This is a genomic window from Paenibacillus ehimensis NBRC 15659, assembly GCF_004000785.1.
GTDB classification, from domain to species: Bacteria; Bacillota; Bacilli; order Paenibacillales; family NBRC-103111; genus Paenibacillus_G; species Paenibacillus_G ehimensis.
On the sequence record NZ_BILX01000011.1, the window covers coordinates 21,037 to 37,558 of the forward strand.

At 56.0% G+C, this 16,522-nt stretch carries 14 protein-coding genes and 1 pseudogene; 4 read left to right on the plus strand and 11 right to left on the minus strand.

Translation table 11 applies throughout. The features are described from left to right. Together larE and PEH01S_RS08815 are read right to left on the minus strand one after the other, a co-directional pair. The gene (gene larE, locus PEH01S_RS08810) at positions 1–855 is read right to left on the minus strand and encodes an ATP-dependent sacrificial sulfur transferase LarE (protein ID WP_025844475.1); all 855 of its coding nucleotides are present in this window, start codon (positions 853–855) and stop codon (positions 1–3) included. A gap of 208 nt (positions 856–1,063) precedes the next feature. Next, entirely contained in the window at positions 1,064–1,546 is a 483-nt protein-coding gene (locus tag PEH01S_RS08815; protein ID WP_025844473.1) for a glutathione peroxidase, read from the minus strand. Between the two features lie 217 nt (positions 1,547–1,763). Here PEH01S_RS08815 and PEH01S_RS08820 point away from each other — a divergent pair, with 217 nt between their 5' ends. Beyond that, the gene (locus PEH01S_RS08820) at positions 1,764–3,071 is read left to right on the plus strand and encodes an AAA family ATPase (RefSeq protein WP_407669427.1); all 1,308 of its coding nucleotides are present in this window, start codon (positions 1,764–1,766) and stop codon (positions 3,069–3,071) included. Between the two features lie 74 nt (positions 3,072–3,145). After that, positions 3,146–4,855, plus strand: coding sequence for a vWA domain-containing protein (locus PEH01S_RS08825; protein WP_127484915.1), 1,710 nt, complete (start codon positions 3,146–3,148; stop codon positions 4,853–4,855). A 40-nt stretch (positions 4,856–4,895) separates the two neighbouring features. Here PEH01S_RS08825 and PEH01S_RS08830 read toward each other — a convergent pair whose 3' ends face one another. The 8 genes and pseudogenes from PEH01S_RS08830 to PEH01S_RS08865 all read right to left on the minus strand — a co-directional run bounded on the left by PEH01S_RS08830 (position 4,896) and on the right by PEH01S_RS08865 (position 14,224). After that, on the minus strand, positions 4,896–5,672 hold the full coding sequence (locus PEH01S_RS08830; RefSeq protein ID WP_127484917.1) for a DUF4179 domain-containing protein: 777 nt from the start codon (positions 5,670–5,672) through the stop codon (positions 4,896–4,898). Beyond that, a complete protein-coding gene (locus PEH01S_RS08835; RefSeq protein WP_127484919.1) occupies positions 5,650–6,240 on the minus strand; it encodes a sigma-70 family RNA polymerase sigma factor in 591 nt (196 codons plus the stop codon). Before PEH01S_RS08835 ends, PEH01S_RS08830 begins: the two co-directional genes overlap by 23 nt. Positions 6,241–6,565: 325 nt before the next feature. Beyond that, positions 6,566–8,023 carry a dipeptidase PepV gene (gene pepV / locus PEH01S_RS08840; protein ID WP_127484921.1) on the minus strand — a complete coding sequence of 486 codons (1,458 nt, stop codon included), beginning with the start codon at positions 8,021–8,023 and terminating at the stop codon, positions 6,566–6,568. Positions 8,024–8,066: 43 nt separating this feature from the next. After that, the gene (locus PEH01S_RS08845) at positions 8,067–9,086 is read right to left on the minus strand and encodes an ABC transporter ATP-binding protein (protein ID WP_127484923.1); all 1,020 of its coding nucleotides are present in this window, start codon (positions 9,084–9,086) and stop codon (positions 8,067–8,069) included. Between the two features lie 49 nt (positions 9,087–9,135). Then, positions 9,136–10,065, minus strand: a pseudogene (locus PEH01S_RS08850) (ABC transporter permease). 2 nt (positions 10,066–10,067) lie between these two features. Beyond that, entirely contained in the window at positions 10,068–11,003 is a 936-nt protein-coding gene (locus tag PEH01S_RS08855) for an ABC transporter permease (protein ID WP_025844458.1), read from the minus strand. Between the two features lie 97 nt (positions 11,004–11,100). Further along, positions 11,101–12,753, minus strand: coding sequence for a peptide ABC transporter substrate-binding protein (locus PEH01S_RS08860; protein ID WP_127484925.1), 1,653 nt, complete (start codon positions 12,751–12,753; stop codon positions 11,101–11,103). A 382-nt stretch (positions 12,754–13,135) separates the two neighbouring features. Next, positions 13,136–14,224, minus strand: coding sequence for a DUF3900 domain-containing protein (locus PEH01S_RS08865; protein WP_025844455.1), 1,089 nt, complete (start codon positions 14,222–14,224; stop codon positions 13,136–13,138). A gap of 265 nt (positions 14,225–14,489) precedes the next feature. Between PEH01S_RS08865 and PEH01S_RS08870 the strand changes: the two genes are divergently transcribed. After that, complete coding sequence (locus PEH01S_RS08870) at positions 14,490–15,092, plus strand: DedA family protein (protein ID WP_025844453.1); 603 nt, start codon at positions 14,490–14,492, stop codon at positions 15,090–15,092. A gap of 53 nt (positions 15,093–15,145) precedes the next feature. Here PEH01S_RS08870 and PEH01S_RS08875 read toward each other — a convergent pair whose 3' ends face one another. Further along, positions 15,146–15,766 (minus strand): superoxide dismutase family protein, encoded by a 621-nt coding sequence (locus tag PEH01S_RS08875; protein ID WP_127484927.1) that lies wholly within the window; start codon positions 15,764–15,766, stop codon positions 15,146–15,148. Between the two features lie 136 nt (positions 15,767–15,902). Between PEH01S_RS08875 and PEH01S_RS08880 the strand changes: the two genes are divergently transcribed. After that, entirely contained in the window at positions 15,903–16,499 is a 597-nt protein-coding gene (locus PEH01S_RS08880; protein ID WP_025844450.1) for a TetR/AcrR family transcriptional regulator, read from the plus strand. Positions 16,500–16,522 lie beyond the last annotated feature (23 nt).

The following is a 16,522-nucleotide window of genomic DNA, read 5'->3' on the forward strand; positions in this document are numbered from 1 at the left end:
TTACGCCTGCGCGGCCGCTTGAACCGACTGCTCCTGTGGCGCAAGCACTTCGTTCAAGCTGCCTGAACGGTACCCTTTCAAGTCCAGCGTCACGTAAGCGTAGCCGATCTCCTTCAGCTTCGCATGAACCGTCTCGGCGACGGCCAGCACGTCGGCCAGCTCCGATGCCGGCACCTCGATCCGCGCCAGCGTATCGTGCTGACGCACGCGCACCTGACGGAAACCGAGCTGAATCAGGAAATCTTCCGCCCGGTCGATCATGGACAGCTTCTCCGCCGTGATCGCTTCCCCGTACGGAATGCGCGAAGACAGACAAGCGAACGACGGCTTATCCCACGTGGCCAGCCCGAATTTGCGGGACAGATGGCGGATTTCCGATTTCTTGATGCCCGCTTCCAGCAGCGGCGCGCGAACGCCCCGTTCATGAGCGGCCTGCAGCCCGGGACGGTGCTCCCCGAGGTCGTCGGCGATGGCGCCGAACACGACATGCTCGTAGCCTCGCGCATGGGCGATCGGAATCAAATGATCGAACAGCGAGTTCTTGCAAAAATAGCACCGGTTCGTCGGATTTTCCGCATAGCCCGGAATATCGAGCTCGCTCGTGTGAATGACTTCATGCGGTGCGCCCAAGCTCCCGGCAAGCGCGATCGCCTCCAGCTTTTCCCGTTCGGGATACGTCTCCGAATCGGCCGTAATGGCAAGCACCCGGTCCTTGCCCATAAATTCAAGCGCCGCCTTGAGCAGAAATGCGCTGTCCACCCCGCCGGAGAACGCGACGACGACTTTGTTCATCGACTGCAAAATTTCCCCCAGCTTGGCGTATTTTTGATCTATAACTTGCTCTATGGTTGCCATAGGCCCAGCCTCCCTTTTGCGCAAGCCGCGGCTCAGTCGATCTGGTTGCACACGTTTGCAATCTTCGGTTATACCGTTTCATACCAGTTTATTATAGACCGTTTTCTTCTTCGGAAAAAGGGTGTATTTTTCGAAGCCCCGGCTTCTCCCCGCATGAACGGCAAAAACAGCCTGTCCCGCTACAGAACAGACTGCCCGACTCGCCGCTTTATTCGCTTAACAGCTTTTGAATATCTCCCTCGATGGCCGCAGGCTCCGTGCGCGCGGGGTACTGCTTGACAACCTTGCCTTGACGGTTGACCAGAAACTTCACGAAGTTCCATTCGATATCCCCGGTCCGGTAAGGCTCGGGCACGTGCGAGACCAAATATTGATAAAGCGGATGCGCGTGCTCGCCCTTGACATCGATTTTGGCAAACAGCGGGAACGTCACGTTATAGCGCGTTTCGCAGAACTGTGCGATCTCGGCCTCCGTCCCGGGCTCCTGGCCGGCAAATTGGTTGCACGGAAAGCCGAGCACGACCAGCCCTTGATCCTTATAGGTCTCGTATAGCTTCTGAAGTCCTTCGTAGTGAGGCGTCAAGCCGCAGGCGCTCGCCGTGTTGACGATCAGCAGCACGCTGCCCCGATAGTCCGACAGCGGCTTGTCCGCGCCTTGAATCGTGCTCGCCGAAAAATCGTAAACCGACATGTTCATCTCTCCTTTTTTCCATAAATGCCCTTGATCTTTATTGTAGCATGAAGCGGTTTGGAATGAAAAATCCATCCGAGCATTAGTAAAAGCGGGCTGCGGTCTGCTACAATATGAAAATGGATGTCGCAGGAAAACATAACGATCGAGGGAGGGAGCGTCTCCGTCCTATTTTCATTCAAGCCTGTTGGCTTCAACGTCCGGACGGGATGCGACGATGGATATGAACGAGCTGGAATCGATACGCCATAAACTGGAGCAAGCGATCGGGCATTTGGAAGCCCAGTTTCTCGAACGCGAAGAATTGATCCGGGTGCTGCTGCTCGGCCTGATGGCCGGCGAGAACGCCCTGCTGATCGGCCCGCCGGGCACCGCCAAATCGCAGCTTGCCCGCGCCCTCTCCCAATTGTTCGGAAGCGGCCGCTGGTTCGACTATTTGCTGACGCGCTTCACGACGCCGGACGAGATGTTCGGACCGGTATCGCTGCAGCGGCTCAAAGCCGATCAATACGTTCGGCAGACGGACGGCTATTTGCCTGCGGCGGATTTTGCTTTTCTCGACGAAATCTTCAAGGCGAACAGCGCCATCTTGAACGCGCTTTTATCCATCCTGAACGAACGGGTGTTTTTCAACGGACAGGAGAAGCAAAGCGTGCCGCTGCTGTTTCTGATCGCCGCCTCCAACGAGCTTCCGGAGGAAAACGAACAGCTCGCCGCGCTGTATGACCGCTTCCTGATCCGTTACGAGGTCGGGTACTTGAAGCAAATGTCGAGCTACGAGAAAATGTTCCAGCTTCCGGGCGAGCCGCTGCCCGCCCTGCTCTCGCTGCGGGATATCGAGACCGTGCGGCAGGCAAGCGCGGCTGTCGTCATTCCCGAAACGCTGATCTATATGCTTTACCAGCTCAAAACCGAGCTGGAAGCGAAGGAATTCGCCTTGTCCGACCGCCGCTGGCGCAAAATCGGGCAGGTGTGGAAAACGTCGGCTGCGCTGAACGGCCGCCGCGAGGTCAACGTGTGGGATACCGTCTATACCCCGCATATGCTGTGGGATCTGCCGGAGGATTACGGCACGCTGCATGAGATGTTTCAGAAGGTGTTTCAGGAGGCGCTCAAGCAGGAAACGGAAAAGGAGCTGCCCCTCCGCCGCTACGACCGGATCGCCAAGCACTGGCTCGAAGAAGAAGACGCGCTTCATGCGTTTCAGTTCAAAAAAGAAGTCGGCGGCCGGCTGAGCAAGGAAGAACAGGACAAGGCGAGAGCCAATCTGGAGGAATGCCGGCTGGAGCTGGAGGAGAAGGCTCGCGAGCTGCAAAGCAAGCTGCTCCAGTGGCTGCAGCGGGAAAAAGACTTGCCCGGTTACATCCGCAACCGCAATTTCCTGCTTCTGCAAACGGCGGAGTATGCGGTGAAATATACGCACCTGCGCATTCAGGGCGAGCGCATTTTGCAATCGATGCAGGGGCTGTACCGGACGCTGTTCGACCGCGAAATCCCGGGCGTTCAATACGACTACACACTCTAGAAGCCCGATGAATGAACATCCCGCATCCCAAGCGGATTATTCACCGGACTTCCTCGGCAGCGAGGTGATTCGGCATGATCATCCGGTCGGCAAAAATCGACCGCTACGTGTTTGACGGGTACGTCCACTCCTCCCGCACCGCGCAGGAGTGGATTCGCGAGGCTAAAGCGCAGACGCCGTGGTTTTCGGTAGAGCTGTTTGCCGATTTTTTCATGTGCTTCTATTTGGCCCGCCCCGAGATCGACCGCAGCCAGGAGGCGCCGCCGTTCCACCGCTGGCTCGTGGCGGAGCTGCAGAAGCAGTTCTTCTACCGCTCGATCCATCCGCGGACGACGGGCGAGGTTAACGTTTCGTTCAAAACGGCGCTGAAGGCGCTCATGTGGCTGACGCAAACGTTCGAGGACGAAGTGAAGCGGCGCAAGCAGGAGGAGCGGCAGCTTCGGACGATCGGCCTAAGCGAGAGCCGTCAAGGGCAAGGCGAGGACCAATCGCAGGTGCAAGAACGCTTGAACGAGAAACAGCTTGAGCAGCTCAAGCTCGTCGGCTACACGCTGCAGCGCGGCAAGCGCAGCGTCGAGGAGAAGCAGGCGGCGCTGGACAGCCGGCCGCTCGTGGAAGCGGAGATCGGCGCGCTGAAGGAACGCATCCGTTCGCTCCAGGAAGAGATGCGGACCGACTTCGTCCGGCGCGACAAGCTTCGGCAGAAGCTCCAGAAGGCCGAAGCCGAGCTTGCAGAGCGCGAGAAGCGGATCGAGCGGCTGGAGCGCCGCGACCGGGAGACGATGCGGGAGCTGGAAGCTCAGCTCGGCGGCTGGCTCAACCGGGCGCTGCAGGAATCGCTCGGCCGCGAAGACAGCGAAAGCTTGAGCCTGTTCGAGCTGCTGCAGGCGAGCCAGCGGATCGCCAACCGGCGCTGGGGCAGCGATCTCGGACGGCTGCACCGGCAGCAGTTCGCCAATTATCTGCAATGGGTCGAGAAGCTGAAGCGTCACCCCGAGCTGATCGCCTTCCTGCAGGAAATCGGCCGGAACGTGCAGCATTTGAAGGCGCAGCGCCGCAAGCTCCGGTCGCCGCGCATCCCGGAAAGCTACGACGACCTTCGGCAGTCCGGCGATATTACGCATATGCTGCCAAGCGAAGCGAGTCTGCTGGCCGACGAAGACTACGAAGCGTATTTTATGGTCAAGTGGCTGGAGCGCAAGCTGCTCACCTACAACGTCACGGGCTGGACCCGCGAGCCCCTGAAAGGGCCGGTCGTCTGCATGCTCGACACGTCCCATTCGATGCGCGGCAGCAAGCTGCGGCTCGCCCAGCTGTTCGTCGCCACGTTCGCCGCGTTCAGCCTGCTGGAGAAGCGCGACTTCCGGCTGCTGCTGTTCGGCGCCCGCGGCGAGCTGGTCGAGCATCCGCTCTACTGGCGCAAGCCCGACTGGCCGGCGTTCTACGCCTTGTCGCAGCTCGCCTTCGGCGGCGGCACTCACTTCGACGCCCCGCTGCGGCGCGGCATCGAGCTCGTGTCCGCCGAGCCGCGCTACCATGACGCCGATTTCGTCATGGTCACCGACGGCGTCGGCGCAGTGTCCCCGCCCGTACGCGAGGCGCTGGCCGAGCTCGGGCGCTCAAAGCAGGTGCGCCTGCACTCGCTGATCGTCGGCACGGCTCGCCAGCATCTCGCCCAGCGCTACGAGATTTTGGGCGTATCGCATCAAGTGCGCTTCGCCGCCACGTGGGAAGCGCAGCAAAGCGAAGAGCTGCTGCTGGACGTATTTAGCGCAAAAGGGTAGAGGGAAATTCCCCCTACCCCTTTATTCAAGTATGCGGTCCTTAACGAGCCGTTTCGGTAGCCTGCTTCGCCTTGCTTTGATCGATGGCGATATCTCCCTTCCAGCTCCCCTTTGTTTTGCCGATGCGGTCGATATCTACATTGAGCTTAATCGTTTGAGGCAATGAAGCGCCGCTCGTCACGAAGGCGATCACCCCTTCCGGCTTATCCTTGTCCGCAATGCCCGTATTGATTTCTTGGCCCGCAGCGTCGGTCAGGCGAAACGCCAAATGGTCTTTCCGTCCCGTACCGATAAAGCTCAGCCGGCTGAAGCCTTCCAACCCGGGCTCCTGGTAGGTCGGATTCTCCACCTGCTTGCCGTCTTTCTTCCCGTCGGAAATGATCTGCAGTCCGGTCGTATCGAATTCCCAAGGAACGAGCATGCCGTCCTGCTTCTCGATCCGGTAATGAATCAGAACCTTGGTTTCCTCGACATACACTTCTTTAAAATGTATCGTGATGCCTTGATCCGTTATTTTGTGGTCAACCGGCACCGACAGCCCTTCGGATACCGCGCGCTTTACCCCGCTGCCGACCAATCCGTTGATGTCCGCCTGATCCTTGGCAAAATAAGAGCTGCTGAGCGAATAAGCACCTGTCGGGATCAGTACGGCTGCCGCGATGCTGAGAGCGATGATCGTTTTTTTCATGTTTTTGTTCTCCTTTTTCTCATGAAATTGGTTGAAGGATTGCCTTACCCGCCGGTCGACTTCCTCCGGAACTTGCGTCTTGTCGAATTGCTCCGTCAGCGATTGTTTAATTTCGTCCGAGATTGACATGTTCGGAACAAGCCTCCTTGTTTGCTTGAGTATCCAACCATTGGCGCAGCTGCTTCAAGGCCAGATGATTTCTGGATTTGACCGTGCCGAGCGGAATTTGCAGCAGCTCCGCCACCTGCTCGTGCGAAAAATCATAATAAAACCGGTATATAATCACGATGCGCAGCTTGAAGGGCAGTTGATTGATCAGGCGCTGCATTTCTCTTTGCGATTCGTTCTCCAGCAGCGGTTCCTCCGGCCTTTCCACATGCGGCTCCACGCTCAAACGGTTTTTTTTCTCAAGCAAACGGAATCTTCTCCAAAGCTGCCGCCGCCATCTGTGGATTTGCCGTATGACGATCCCGTTTAACCAGAACAAAAAAGGACGCGTACGATCATAGCCCGGCAAGGCCCGCCACAGCTGATAATAAATCTCGCTCACAATGTCGTTGACATCGGCCGGATGAGTCACCAACGCGGCTACGGTCGCGTACACTTTATTCTTGGTCATGCCGTAAATCACTTCAAAAGCGTCCGGATCCCCGTCGATCAGCCGGTCGAGCCAGACGTTCAGTTGTTCGTTATCCATTGGAGGCCTCCCGAAATTGTATACACCATGTATTGGCTCCGTCGCTCCATAAGGTTCACTAGAAAAGAAGAAAAAATAGTTTCGCGTGAAAAAGTTTATTATACCGCAAATAACCGGCATCCGTTGCCCGGGTTAAGTTTGGGGATGGCAGCGTGGTCGGAAGTGCTTTTCCGTTTGAGTGGTTGAGGAGGCGAGCGAGGTTCGAAATGAACGACGTGGAGGAGAAAAAGACGTCGAGAACGCAAGTTCGCCTGCAACTCCGTAGTCCCTGGACAACGTACGGAGCACAGGCGAAAAGTTTGTTAAAACCTGGAAGTTCGACGGATTAAAAATCCAAATTGGCCAGCTCATAAATCGCTCTGGCATAAATGACGGTCGCTTGGAGCAGCTCGTCGATCTCGATATATTCGTCCGTCTGATGGGCGACGTTTTCTTTTCCCGGAAACAACGCGCCGAATGCGACGCCGTTATCCAAGAAGCTGGCATACGTGCCCCCGCCGGTCGTAAGCAATTCGGGCTCCAGCAAGGTTTCCTCCCGGTAGATGGCCTGAAGCGCTGCGATCATCGGATGTTCCTTGGCGACATGATGCGGCTTTTTCAGAATCGGCGGCTCCATCGCAAAACGGTATTTCCCGACCTTGTCGCGAATGGTCTCGACGTGCCGCAGCTCATCCGCCACAAGCGGAAACCTGATATTGAGGTAAGCAAACGAAGGCTCCGTACATTCCAAAGCCTCATACCGCATAATCCCCACATTCACCGTCAAAGGTCCCATAATTTCGTCTTCGCAAGCGATCCCGATGCGCCGCCCCGCAGGATCGTCATAAAAATAGTCGTCCAGACAGCCGATAAAATGCCGCGCATCGGGCTGAAAATCGTAATCCCTCAAAAAATGAACGAGCTTGAGCCCGGCGTTTACGCCTAATTGCGGCTCCATGCCGTGCGCCGCCTTCCCTTGCAAACTCAAGACGAGCGTCCCATCTTGAAGGGCCGCCGTGCCTTTCAGGTGATTTCCGCTGCAATAATCGTTGAATTGCCCCGCTATGGCCTTGAGGACCGAAAGCTCCCCGGTCACCGCCGCTTCCGCCGATGCGGGAACCATATTCGCCGCGCTCCCGGAATGAAAGAAAATTAATGCCATTTCCCCTTGTCCCGTCCCCACTTGCTCGCCGGCATCGCCGCTCTTTTGCAGGACGATCCTCGTATTGATTTGCCCCTTTTCCGCATGAATGATCGGAAATTCCGCATCCGGCGCGAACCCGGCCACCGGCATCTTCTCGATGCTGCGGTAATGCTCCATGCAGCTCATCGTATGCTCCTCGTCCGTGCCGAAGATGATCCGCACCCGATGCTTCATCGGAAGGCCGAGCTCCTTGACGATTTTCATCGCATAAAACGCAGCCATCGTCGGCCCTTTATCGTCGATCGCTCCGCGTGCGTACAATTTTCCGTCGCGGACCTCCGGTTCAAAGGGCGGAGACGTCCACGGCCCGGGTGCCGGGACAACGTCCAGATGACACAGCACGCCGATATAATCCGCGCTCTCGGACGGGCCGTATTCCGCATAGCCTGCATAGCCGTCCAAGTTGTGCGTGCGCCACTGTTCCCGCTCGGCAAGTCCCAGCATAAACGCCAACGCCCGGGCGATCTCCCGCCCCATCGGCTTGCCCGCTTCGCTGGTGCCTGCATCTTTGACGCTCGGGATTTTGAGCAGCCCGGCCAGATCGCCCAGCAGCGCTTCTTTCCTTGCCAGAACTTCCCCGGTCCAGTTGATTGATTTCACCCTTCTCTTTTCCCCTTTCATGGTCATGCGGCTTGCAAACCATTCATCGCGCAGCTCGCCCTATCACACCTTGCGGCGGCTGAATTCGCGGGGCTCTTTCGTCCAACAGCCAGCAGGCGGCTTGCTGGGTTTCCGTGACCGCCGTCGTTCTCGGCGGCAAAGCCCGGCATACTTCCATGACATAAGGACACCGGGCGGCAAAACCACAGCCGGCCGGCATATGGATCAGGTCCGGCGGCGTCCCGGGTATGCTCAGCAGCGCCTCCGTATGCTCATGGATTTTTGGCATGGAGGAAAGAAGGCCCCAAGTATACGGATGCTTCGGGGCAAAAAAGATTTCGTCCACCGTTCCGGTCTCGACAATTTGCCCGGCATACATGACGGCCACCCGGCGAGCGATGTTGGCAACGACTCCCAAATCATGCGTAATCAAAATGATGGACGTCCCCTTTTCCCGCTGCATTTCCTTCAATAAGTCCAGAATTTGCGCTTGAATCGTAACGTCCAGCGCCGTGGTCGGCTCATCCGCGATCAGCACCTTCGGGTTGCAGGCGAGCGCAATGGCGATCACCACACGCTGCCGCATGCCTCCGGAAAATTGGTGCGGGTACTGCTTCATCCGTACTTGCGGGTTGGGTACCCCGACCTGCTCCAGCAGCTCCAGCGCGATCTCCGCCGCTTCCGGCTTGCCTAACTTCCGGTGCTGCATTAAGCCTTCCATGAGCTGAGTTCCTATCGTCATCGTCGGGTTAAGAGACGTCATCGGGTCTTGGAAGATCATCGAAATTTCGGCCCCGCGAATCTCCCGCATTTGCTTATCCGAACGTTCCATCAAGTCTTCGCCCGCCAACAGAAGCTTCCCGTTCTTGATCTTCCCGAACGGAAGCGGCAGCAGCCGCATGATGCCTTTGGACGTGACCGACTTCCCCGAGCCCGATTCCCCGACGATGGCCAAGGTCTCCCCTTTTGCCAGCTCGAAGCTGACCCCGCGGACGGCTTGGATTTCCCCCTTGTAGCTTTGGAACGAAATTTCCAGGTCCTTGACTTCCAGAATTTTCTCCATCCTCGTATCGCTCCTTGTTCTCTCGTTCACAGCTCCATGTTGCTTCAAGCTATTTGCGCATTCTAGGGTCCAGAGCATCCCGCAATCCGTCGGCCAACATGTTAAAGGCCACCATAATCGCAATTATGATCAAAGCCGGAAACAACAGCAAATAGTAGTTTGTGTTCAGCGATTGATACCCCGTATTGATCAACACGCCTAGCGAAGCCATGGGCTCCTGCAGCCCCAGACCGATAAAGCTGAGGAACGCTTCCGTAAAAATCGCCGAAGGAATCGTAAACATCGTATGGATCACAATGACGCCGACCGTGTTCGGGACCAGATGCGTCAAGATCAGGCGCGAGTTGCTTGCCCCCAGCGTACGGGCGGCCAGCACGAATTCCTGCTCTTTTAGCTTCAAAATTTGCGCCCGAACCAATCGCGCCATGTTGACCCAGCCGGTAATGACCATCGCCACAATGATCGTAAACATGCCCGGCTTCATCGCCATCATCAGCAGAATGACGACAATGAGGCTTGGCACGCTGACCAAAATCTCAATGATCCGCTGCATGATCGTATCCGTTCTGCCGCCGAGCAGCGCCGAGACGGCCCCGTAGGCGACGCCGATGCACAGATCTAGTGCCGCCGCCAGCAGGGCGATAAACAGCGAGATGCGCGTGCCCTGCCAAATTCAGACCCACTGGTCGCGTCCGAATTTATCCGTGCCGAGCCAATGATCGGCGTTCGGCCCTTGATAAACGGCGCTGTAATTCGTATCGAAATACGTATAATGGCTCATCCAAGGACCGACCACCGCCAAGAGGCCGAGGAGAAGCAGCAGGTACAGGCTGACGACCGCCCCGCGATTTTGGCGCAGCCGCCGCCAGCTTTCCCGAAACGCGTTTAAGGGAGGGCCGGATACGCTCTCGCTTTCGTGTGGATCGACGGCGGCCGGGACGAACAAGCGGTCCAGCTCCCGCGATTCGTAGTTCAGCATGGTCACTTCTCCCCTCCTGCCAGACGGATTCTCGGGTCAATGACCCGGTACAGCAGATCGACGATCAGCACTATCAGCACAAAAAACGCGCTGTAAAATATCGTCACGCCCATAATCGTGGTGTAATCGTTCATTTTAATCGCATCGACAAACAAGCTGCCGATCCCCGGCACGCTAAATATGCTTTCAATGACCAGCGAGCCGGTCAGAATGTTCACGGTGATGGGACCCAGAATCGTAATGACGGGAATGAGCGCATTGCGGATCGCGTGCTTCCATACGATGGCGAACGGGCTGAGCCCTTTGGCTTTTGCCAGCACGATATAGTCCTGCTGCAGTACCTCCAGCATTTCATTGCGGACAAACCGGGCAATCAGTGCGATGACGATCAGTGATAGGGCAATGGAGGGCATGACGGAGCTGGAATAGCTTTTCCAGAAAGCAACCGGCAGCAGCCCCCACTTCATCCCGACATAATACTGCAGCAATGCGGCAAAGACGAAGTTGGGAATCGACACGCCGATCACCGCGAGGAACATCGTGACCGCATCCCACAGCGTATTATGGCGGAGCGCTGCGGCCACTCCGAGGATCAAACCGAGCGCGGCGCCGAGCACAATCGCCTGGACGCCGATGAGCGCGGACGGAACAAGACGATTCAAGATAATGTCCAGCACCGGCCGGCCCTTATAAAAAAAGGAAGTGCCCAAGTCGGCCCGCGCCAGACTCCCCATATAATGCAAATACTGCTTCCATACCGGTTGATCCAGGCTGTATTTGGCATAGATTTCCGCTTTCGCCGCAGCCGGCAGCAAAGCCAATTTTTCCTCGTCAAACGGCGATCCCGGGAGCTGCTTCATGAGAAAAAACGTCAGCGTCGCAATGATCCACAGCGTGAGCAAAATGTACACAGCCCGAAGGGCGATATATTTTTTCATTTCCGCACCTCTTTGTACCGTTCTTCAGACCATCCCGCGACGTCGGCAATACAGGAAGGGAGAGAAAGAACCCGCTTCCTCTCCCTTCCCTCATGAATTATTTTTTGGCCGCATATTTGAAATCCCACGATGCGCCATAGGGGTGATAAACAAGTCCCTCGATATTTTGTTTCCGGAGGAAGGCGTGGCCTTTATAAAATAACGGCGCAACCACGGCGTCCTCGACGACCAGCATTTTTTCCGCCTGCAGCAGCATGTCCACGCGCTTCGCTTCGTCGGCTTCCTTCTTGGCTTCCGCAATCAGGCGGTCGTACTTCGGATTATTGTAGTTCCCGCGATAAGGCGTGTGGTTGATCCAGAGATCCAGATACGTCATGGCATCGTCGTAATCGGCTCCCCATGCGGTGACGGCCATCTGGTAATTGCCGTCGTCCATCAGCTTGTTGCGGGCTTTCTTCGGCATCGACTCGATCTCGATCTCGGCGCCGAGATTTTTCTTGAATTCGCTTTGCAGGAACGTGCCGACATCTTTATTCACTGTGTCATCCAAGACGAGCAGCTTGATTTTCGGCGCATGGCCGAGCTCCTTCACCCCTTGAGCCCACAGCTCCTTGGCCTTGGCGGCGTCCGGCGCAAGCACCTTTCCCTGCATGTCGCGGAATGATTTGCCGCCCGCTCCGTTCATGAGATCGGGGATCAATCCCACGGCTCCCTTCGACCCGTTATTCAAAAGCTGCTCCAGCACCCTGCTGTCGTAAGCCCGTTGAAGCGCTTTCCGGATGTTCGGATTGGATATATCGCCCGCTTTCAAATTAAATTGCAGGTAGGTCGTCGCAAATTCGATGTCGGAACCGAATTCGGGACTCGTTTTGTTGGCGCTCACATCGGCGGACGACAGATTCACCCGGTCCAGCTCCCCGGCCTTATACAAGTTCAGAGCGGTGCTCATTTCTTTCACCACTTTAATATTGACTTGATCCAGCTTTACCGAGCCGTTGTCCCAGTAGTTCGGGTTTTTCTCCAGTACCGCGCCGCTGGCCGGATCGAATTGGGTGAGCACGAAAGGCCCGTTGTACAGCATATTTTCCGGTTTCAGCGCGAAGTCTTTTCCTTTGTCCTTCACGAATGTTTCGTTCAGCGGGTAATACGGAATAAAGGAGACCAAGCGGAGGAAAAAGGGCGTCGGATTTTTCAGCTTGACCATGAGCGTCTTGTCATCCTTCGCCACAATGCCGGAAACATCGGCCGCTTTGCCCTCGGCGTACTCCGCGCCGCCCTCAATATAATCCGTCAAAATAAAGGCGTACCCGCTAAGCGACGTTTCCGGCTTCATCGAACCGAGCCACGCAAATTTAAAATCCGCCGCCGTCACCGGGCTGCCGTTGCTCCATTTCACGCCGTCGCGCAGCGTAAAGGTGTACGTTAATCCGTCTTTGGAAATATCCACCCCTTTGGCCATCGCCGGCCACGGTTCGTTTTTCTGGTCCAAGCGATACAAGCCTTCGTTGACATTATTCAGGATGGCGAAGGAAACGTTGTCGGATGCGGAAAACTGATTTAAATCCGTAATCTCCGTTTCCACGGATAAGGTGATTGCGTTCCCGCCGGACGCTTGCTCCCCATCCTTCGGGGAGGTTTGGCCGCTTGGCGATTCCGCGCCTTGGGGGGCTTCGCCGGTAAAGTTGCAGCCGGACAAAATGACGCTGAACATTAACCATAAGCTGACGAAACAAAATGCCCATTTTTTCATGCAAAACGCCTCCGGATCGTTAAGGATTTAATAATTTTTCCTGATTGCGCTTTCAAATTTAAATTGCCGTAAACCTGCCCCTTCTCTTTATTTTCTCCACTGTCATTAATAAAGAGCTAGAAATAACGTGTATTTCAATAATCAAATCACATAAAATAAACAGTAAGCGATTACATTTTGTCGATTTATTACCGTCGTGTTAGTAATGAAAATATTACCATCGATTCCACCTTAAAGTCAATCGTTTTTCATGGTTCTGGACCGGCCTCATAAAAAAAAGCCGACGGCGGTTCGTGACCGCGTCAGCCCTGGCTCCTGCTTCTCTCTTCCCTTTTTGTCCAAATTATCGTTCTACGAATCACCCTGCGCCAAGCCCGTTCGCTTACGCATAAATCCCTTCGCGCTCTTCCTCCGCCGCTTTCCGCTTGAGCCGTTCCATCAGCGATTCCAGAGGCTCCGGGGCCAGCAGCTCCACCGGCGAAATCCCGCGGTCGAACTGCAAATCGCCCTCCAGCACGACGACATACCGGTCGCCGAGCTTGGCGATATGCAGCCGGTCGCCGAAATCGGCCAGCAAGGCGCGGACGGACATGTGGCCGAGCTTCAGCTTCATTTCGAGGTCGGGCTTTTGCTCGACCATGACGGACGTCGCTTCCATCACCTGCGTCTGATCCCATTTCTCCTGCAGCTCGCGCTGTTCGCTGCACGCCCACAGCTCCATCGCCTCAAGCTCCCGCTCTTTGGCCTCCGGCTGATCTTCGAATACCTCCTCGACATACTGCTGCACGAAGCCGAACACCTGCTCGTTCATCAGCTCGGGCACGGATTTTTCATATTCGACGTATTTCAAAAAATCCTCGAAATACCGTGCATGCGACGACTGGTGGATTTTCAGCTCCCATAGTTCCGTCATCCCCGGCTCCGGCATATAAGGGTACATGATCGACTTCATATTTTTGGCGTTGATCGCCATCTCGACTTTATTGAGCAGACTCCGCTCGTCCGTAATGCGCGCGATTTTTTGCTCGAAGTCGCATTTAAACACGAACAAGAACGGCTCGTCGGAATATTGACTGAGCCTTGCGCGCACGATAAACATGGCCCCGCCGCGAATCGCGCTGGCATCCATGTAGGTTGTGACAAGCTCGTCCGCATGGCCCTTGAAATGCTCAAGCGTCTCGGCGGCGCGCAATCTGGCGAACAAGTTGTAATTCGGGTTGCTGTCCAGGTCGTATCCGGGCTCGACCGCAAAACGCCCGATTTTGGTCGGCACCTGGTCGGCTTTGGCATGCCGCTCGGCTTTGCGCTTCGCCGTCTTGGCGAACTCGCCGTCCAGAAACCCGCTGAGCTCGCACGCCGCGTAGTCGTCACCGTCCATGGTAACATAGTGCTTGCTGCGTTTGCCCGGCGTTCCGTCTTCCCCGTCCACTTGAATGACAAAAAACGAAATATAGTCCACGTCAAATCTCATCTTGAGCGTCCCTTCTGTCGTATCTGGATCAAGCCGTAAAAAGGCCGAATTTTAGTATACTACAAGGGCGTCCCCCGTCATAGAGGCAAAAAGTTCGAACCTGCCTCTTCCCGCTTTACTACACCCTTGTCCCTGCACCGGCCGAGCGCGCTTGTTAAGATAATATTCAGCATGATTTAGGACTTTCTTCAGAAATTCCTTCGGGTTTTCTTTACCCCGAAGATCTACTATGATAAAAGGAATGCAGTGATGAGGAGAGGTAGAGATGAACCTGTTGCATGTCGTCCAGCAGTTATTTGAGCAGTACGGCTATTTCGTACTCCTGATCGGTCTGCCTTTGGATTTTATTGCGCTCCCGATTCCTCCCGGGAACAGCACCTTGGCCTATACCGGTTATTTATCCTTTAAAGGCGTTCTCGCCTGGCTCCCTGCCTTTGCTGCGGCGCTGACGGGAGCGTTCATCGGCGTGACCGTTACGTATTGGATCGGACACAAGCTCGGCATGCCGCTGATCGAGCGGTATGGCAAATGGCTGTCCTTGAAGCCGTCCCTGGTGGAGAAGACGCGCCGTTATTACGACAAGTACGGGGACAAGCTCCTGCTTATCGCCTTTTTCGTTCCCGGCGTCCGGCAGTTCCTCGGGTATTTTATCGGCATCATCCGCATCCCTTATCGCAAGGTGGTCATCTATGCGTATGCCGGCGCCGCACTGTGGGTTGCTTCGTTTTTTGCGGTAGGGTATGTCTTCGGAGAGCAGTGGGAGCGTATGTTTATGCTGATCGAACGAAATTTGAAGGTGTTCTTTATCGTCTTGGGCTGCGCTGTGGCAGGCTTTCTGCTGTTTCGGTGGTTTAGGCGCGCCCGATAAACCGGGAATGAAAAAAGAATCGACGGTACCAATGACCGCCGATTCGCCGATGCTTACCGGATCGCGCCGCAGCCGATGCGGCCGCCCGCATTGCCGGCAGGATCCGTCTTAAAATCGTCCGCCTTCTCGTGAATGACGAACGCCGTACCGCCCGGCTTGCGCAGCGAATTGGGCTGTCCCGGCTCCAGCGTCAGCTGTTTGGCAACAAAGTCCGCCTTAACCTTGCCTTGTTGATCCGCTTCAAGATTCGGCAGGTCGCCCGTATGAGGTCCTTCCGGATTGTTCAAGCCGTGCTTCCGGGCCTCGGGATTGAAATGCGCTCCGGCCGAAGCAAAGTCCGGCGCCTCGCATTTACCGGTCTCATGCACGTGAAAGCCGTGCGGCCCCGGCGGTAAGGAAGCCGCTTCCAGTTCGATCCGAACGCCGCCTTCCGGGCCGGCCGGCGTCAGCTTGGCCGTTCCGATCGCCGTTCCCTGCTTGCTTATAATATCCACCTGAACGGCTTCCTTCGCTTCCTTCGTCATCACCGCAGCACTGTCTTCCGTCTGCTCAGGCTCATGCCGGTGCTGCGGCTTCTCGGTCTGTCCGAACCAGGCCCGCAGGTCGTTTTGACAGCCGTTCAGCACAAGCAGCGACACAGCGAAAATCGCCGCGGTTTTCCATCGCGTTCCCAAAATTGCTCCCTCCTTTACGTTCCACAAGCTACATTAGACCATTGTTTACCAAAACCGGAGGCCATAAACGTCCGGAACAAGACCCTCTCCCGGGAGCAGCTTGACAGGAACGAAATAGTACTGTATAGTTCTAACCATGAACAACAACAAAACCACTACTCCGCCGTCAAACCGCGAGCATGTCATTGAAACGGCCGCCGGGCTGTTTCTTATGCGCGGCTACTCGTACACGAGTATGGACGACGTTATGCGGGAGAGCCAAGTATCCAAGTCAAATATTTATTACCATTTCAAAAGCAAGGAGGAACTGCTTCTCGCCGTCGTGAATTATTGGGCCGAGTCCTACGAGCGCTCTTTATTCGCCCTGCTCAGCCGGAGCGAACTGCCCGTGGAAGAGCGGATCATGACGTTCTTGGACGGTTTAACCGAAGGCATGGCCCGGCGGAACGGCCATGGCGGCTGCCCCTTCGTGACGCTCTATCTGCAATGCCCGGAAAATGCGATGCCGGTAAGGGAGCGGATTGCGCAATTTTTTACCGAGCTGCAGCCTATGCTTGTCAAGCTGTTCCGCCAAGGCGCCGCCAAAGGGGAATTCCGCAAGCAGCTCGATCCCGGGCAGGCCGCTTCGCTGTTTATCGCTTGTCTGGAAGGCTCGCTCGTACTGGCCGAGACGACAAAGGATTTGTCGATCATGACAAAAACGGTACGCAGCTTTTGCCAAATGCTTCACTAGCTCGCTAGCGGAAGCATCTTTTT

Bases quoted from the DNA above. Each gene is read 5' to 3' on its own strand.
- larE (WP_025844475.1), bottom strand. From the start codon at position 855: ATGGCAACCATAGAGCAAGTTATAGATCAAAAATACGCCAAGCTGGGG.
- PEH01S_RS08815 (WP_025844473.1), bottom strand. From the start codon at position 1,546: ATGTCGGTTTACGATTTTTCGGCGAGCACGATTCAAGGCGCGGACAAG.
- PEH01S_RS08820 (WP_407669427.1), top strand. From the start codon at position 1,764: ATGGATATGAACGAGCTGGAATCGATACGCCATAAACTGGAGCAAGCG.
- PEH01S_RS08825 (WP_127484915.1), top strand. From the start codon at position 3,146: ATGATCATCCGGTCGGCAAAAATCGACCGCTACGTGTTTGACGGGTAC.
- PEH01S_RS08830 (WP_127484917.1), bottom strand. From the start codon at position 5,672: ATGTCAATCTCGGACGAAATTAAACAATCGCTGACGGAGCAATTCGAC.
- PEH01S_RS08835 (WP_127484919.1), bottom strand. From the start codon at position 6,240: ATGGATAACGAACAACTGAACGTCTGGCTCGACCGGCTGATCGACGGG.
- PEH01S_RS08845 (WP_127484923.1), bottom strand. From the start codon at position 9,086: ATGGAGAAAATTCTGGAAGTCAAGGACCTGGAAATTTCGTTCCAAAGC.
- PEH01S_RS08855 (WP_025844458.1), bottom strand. From the start codon at position 11,003: ATGAAAAAATATATCGCCCTTCGGGCTGTGTACATTTTGCTCACGCTG.
- PEH01S_RS08860 (WP_127484925.1), bottom strand. From the start codon at position 12,753: ATGAAAAAATGGGCATTTTGTTTCGTCAGCTTATGGTTAATGTTCAGC.
- PEH01S_RS08865 (WP_025844455.1), bottom strand. From the start codon at position 14,224: ATGAGATTTGACGTGGACTATATTTCGTTTTTTGTCATTCAAGTGGAC.
- PEH01S_RS08870 (WP_025844453.1), top strand. From the start codon at position 14,490: ATGAACCTGTTGCATGTCGTCCAGCAGTTATTTGAGCAGTACGGCTAT.
- PEH01S_RS08880 (WP_025844450.1), top strand. From the start codon at position 15,903: ATGAACAACAACAAAACCACTACTCCGCCGTCAAACCGCGAGCATGTC.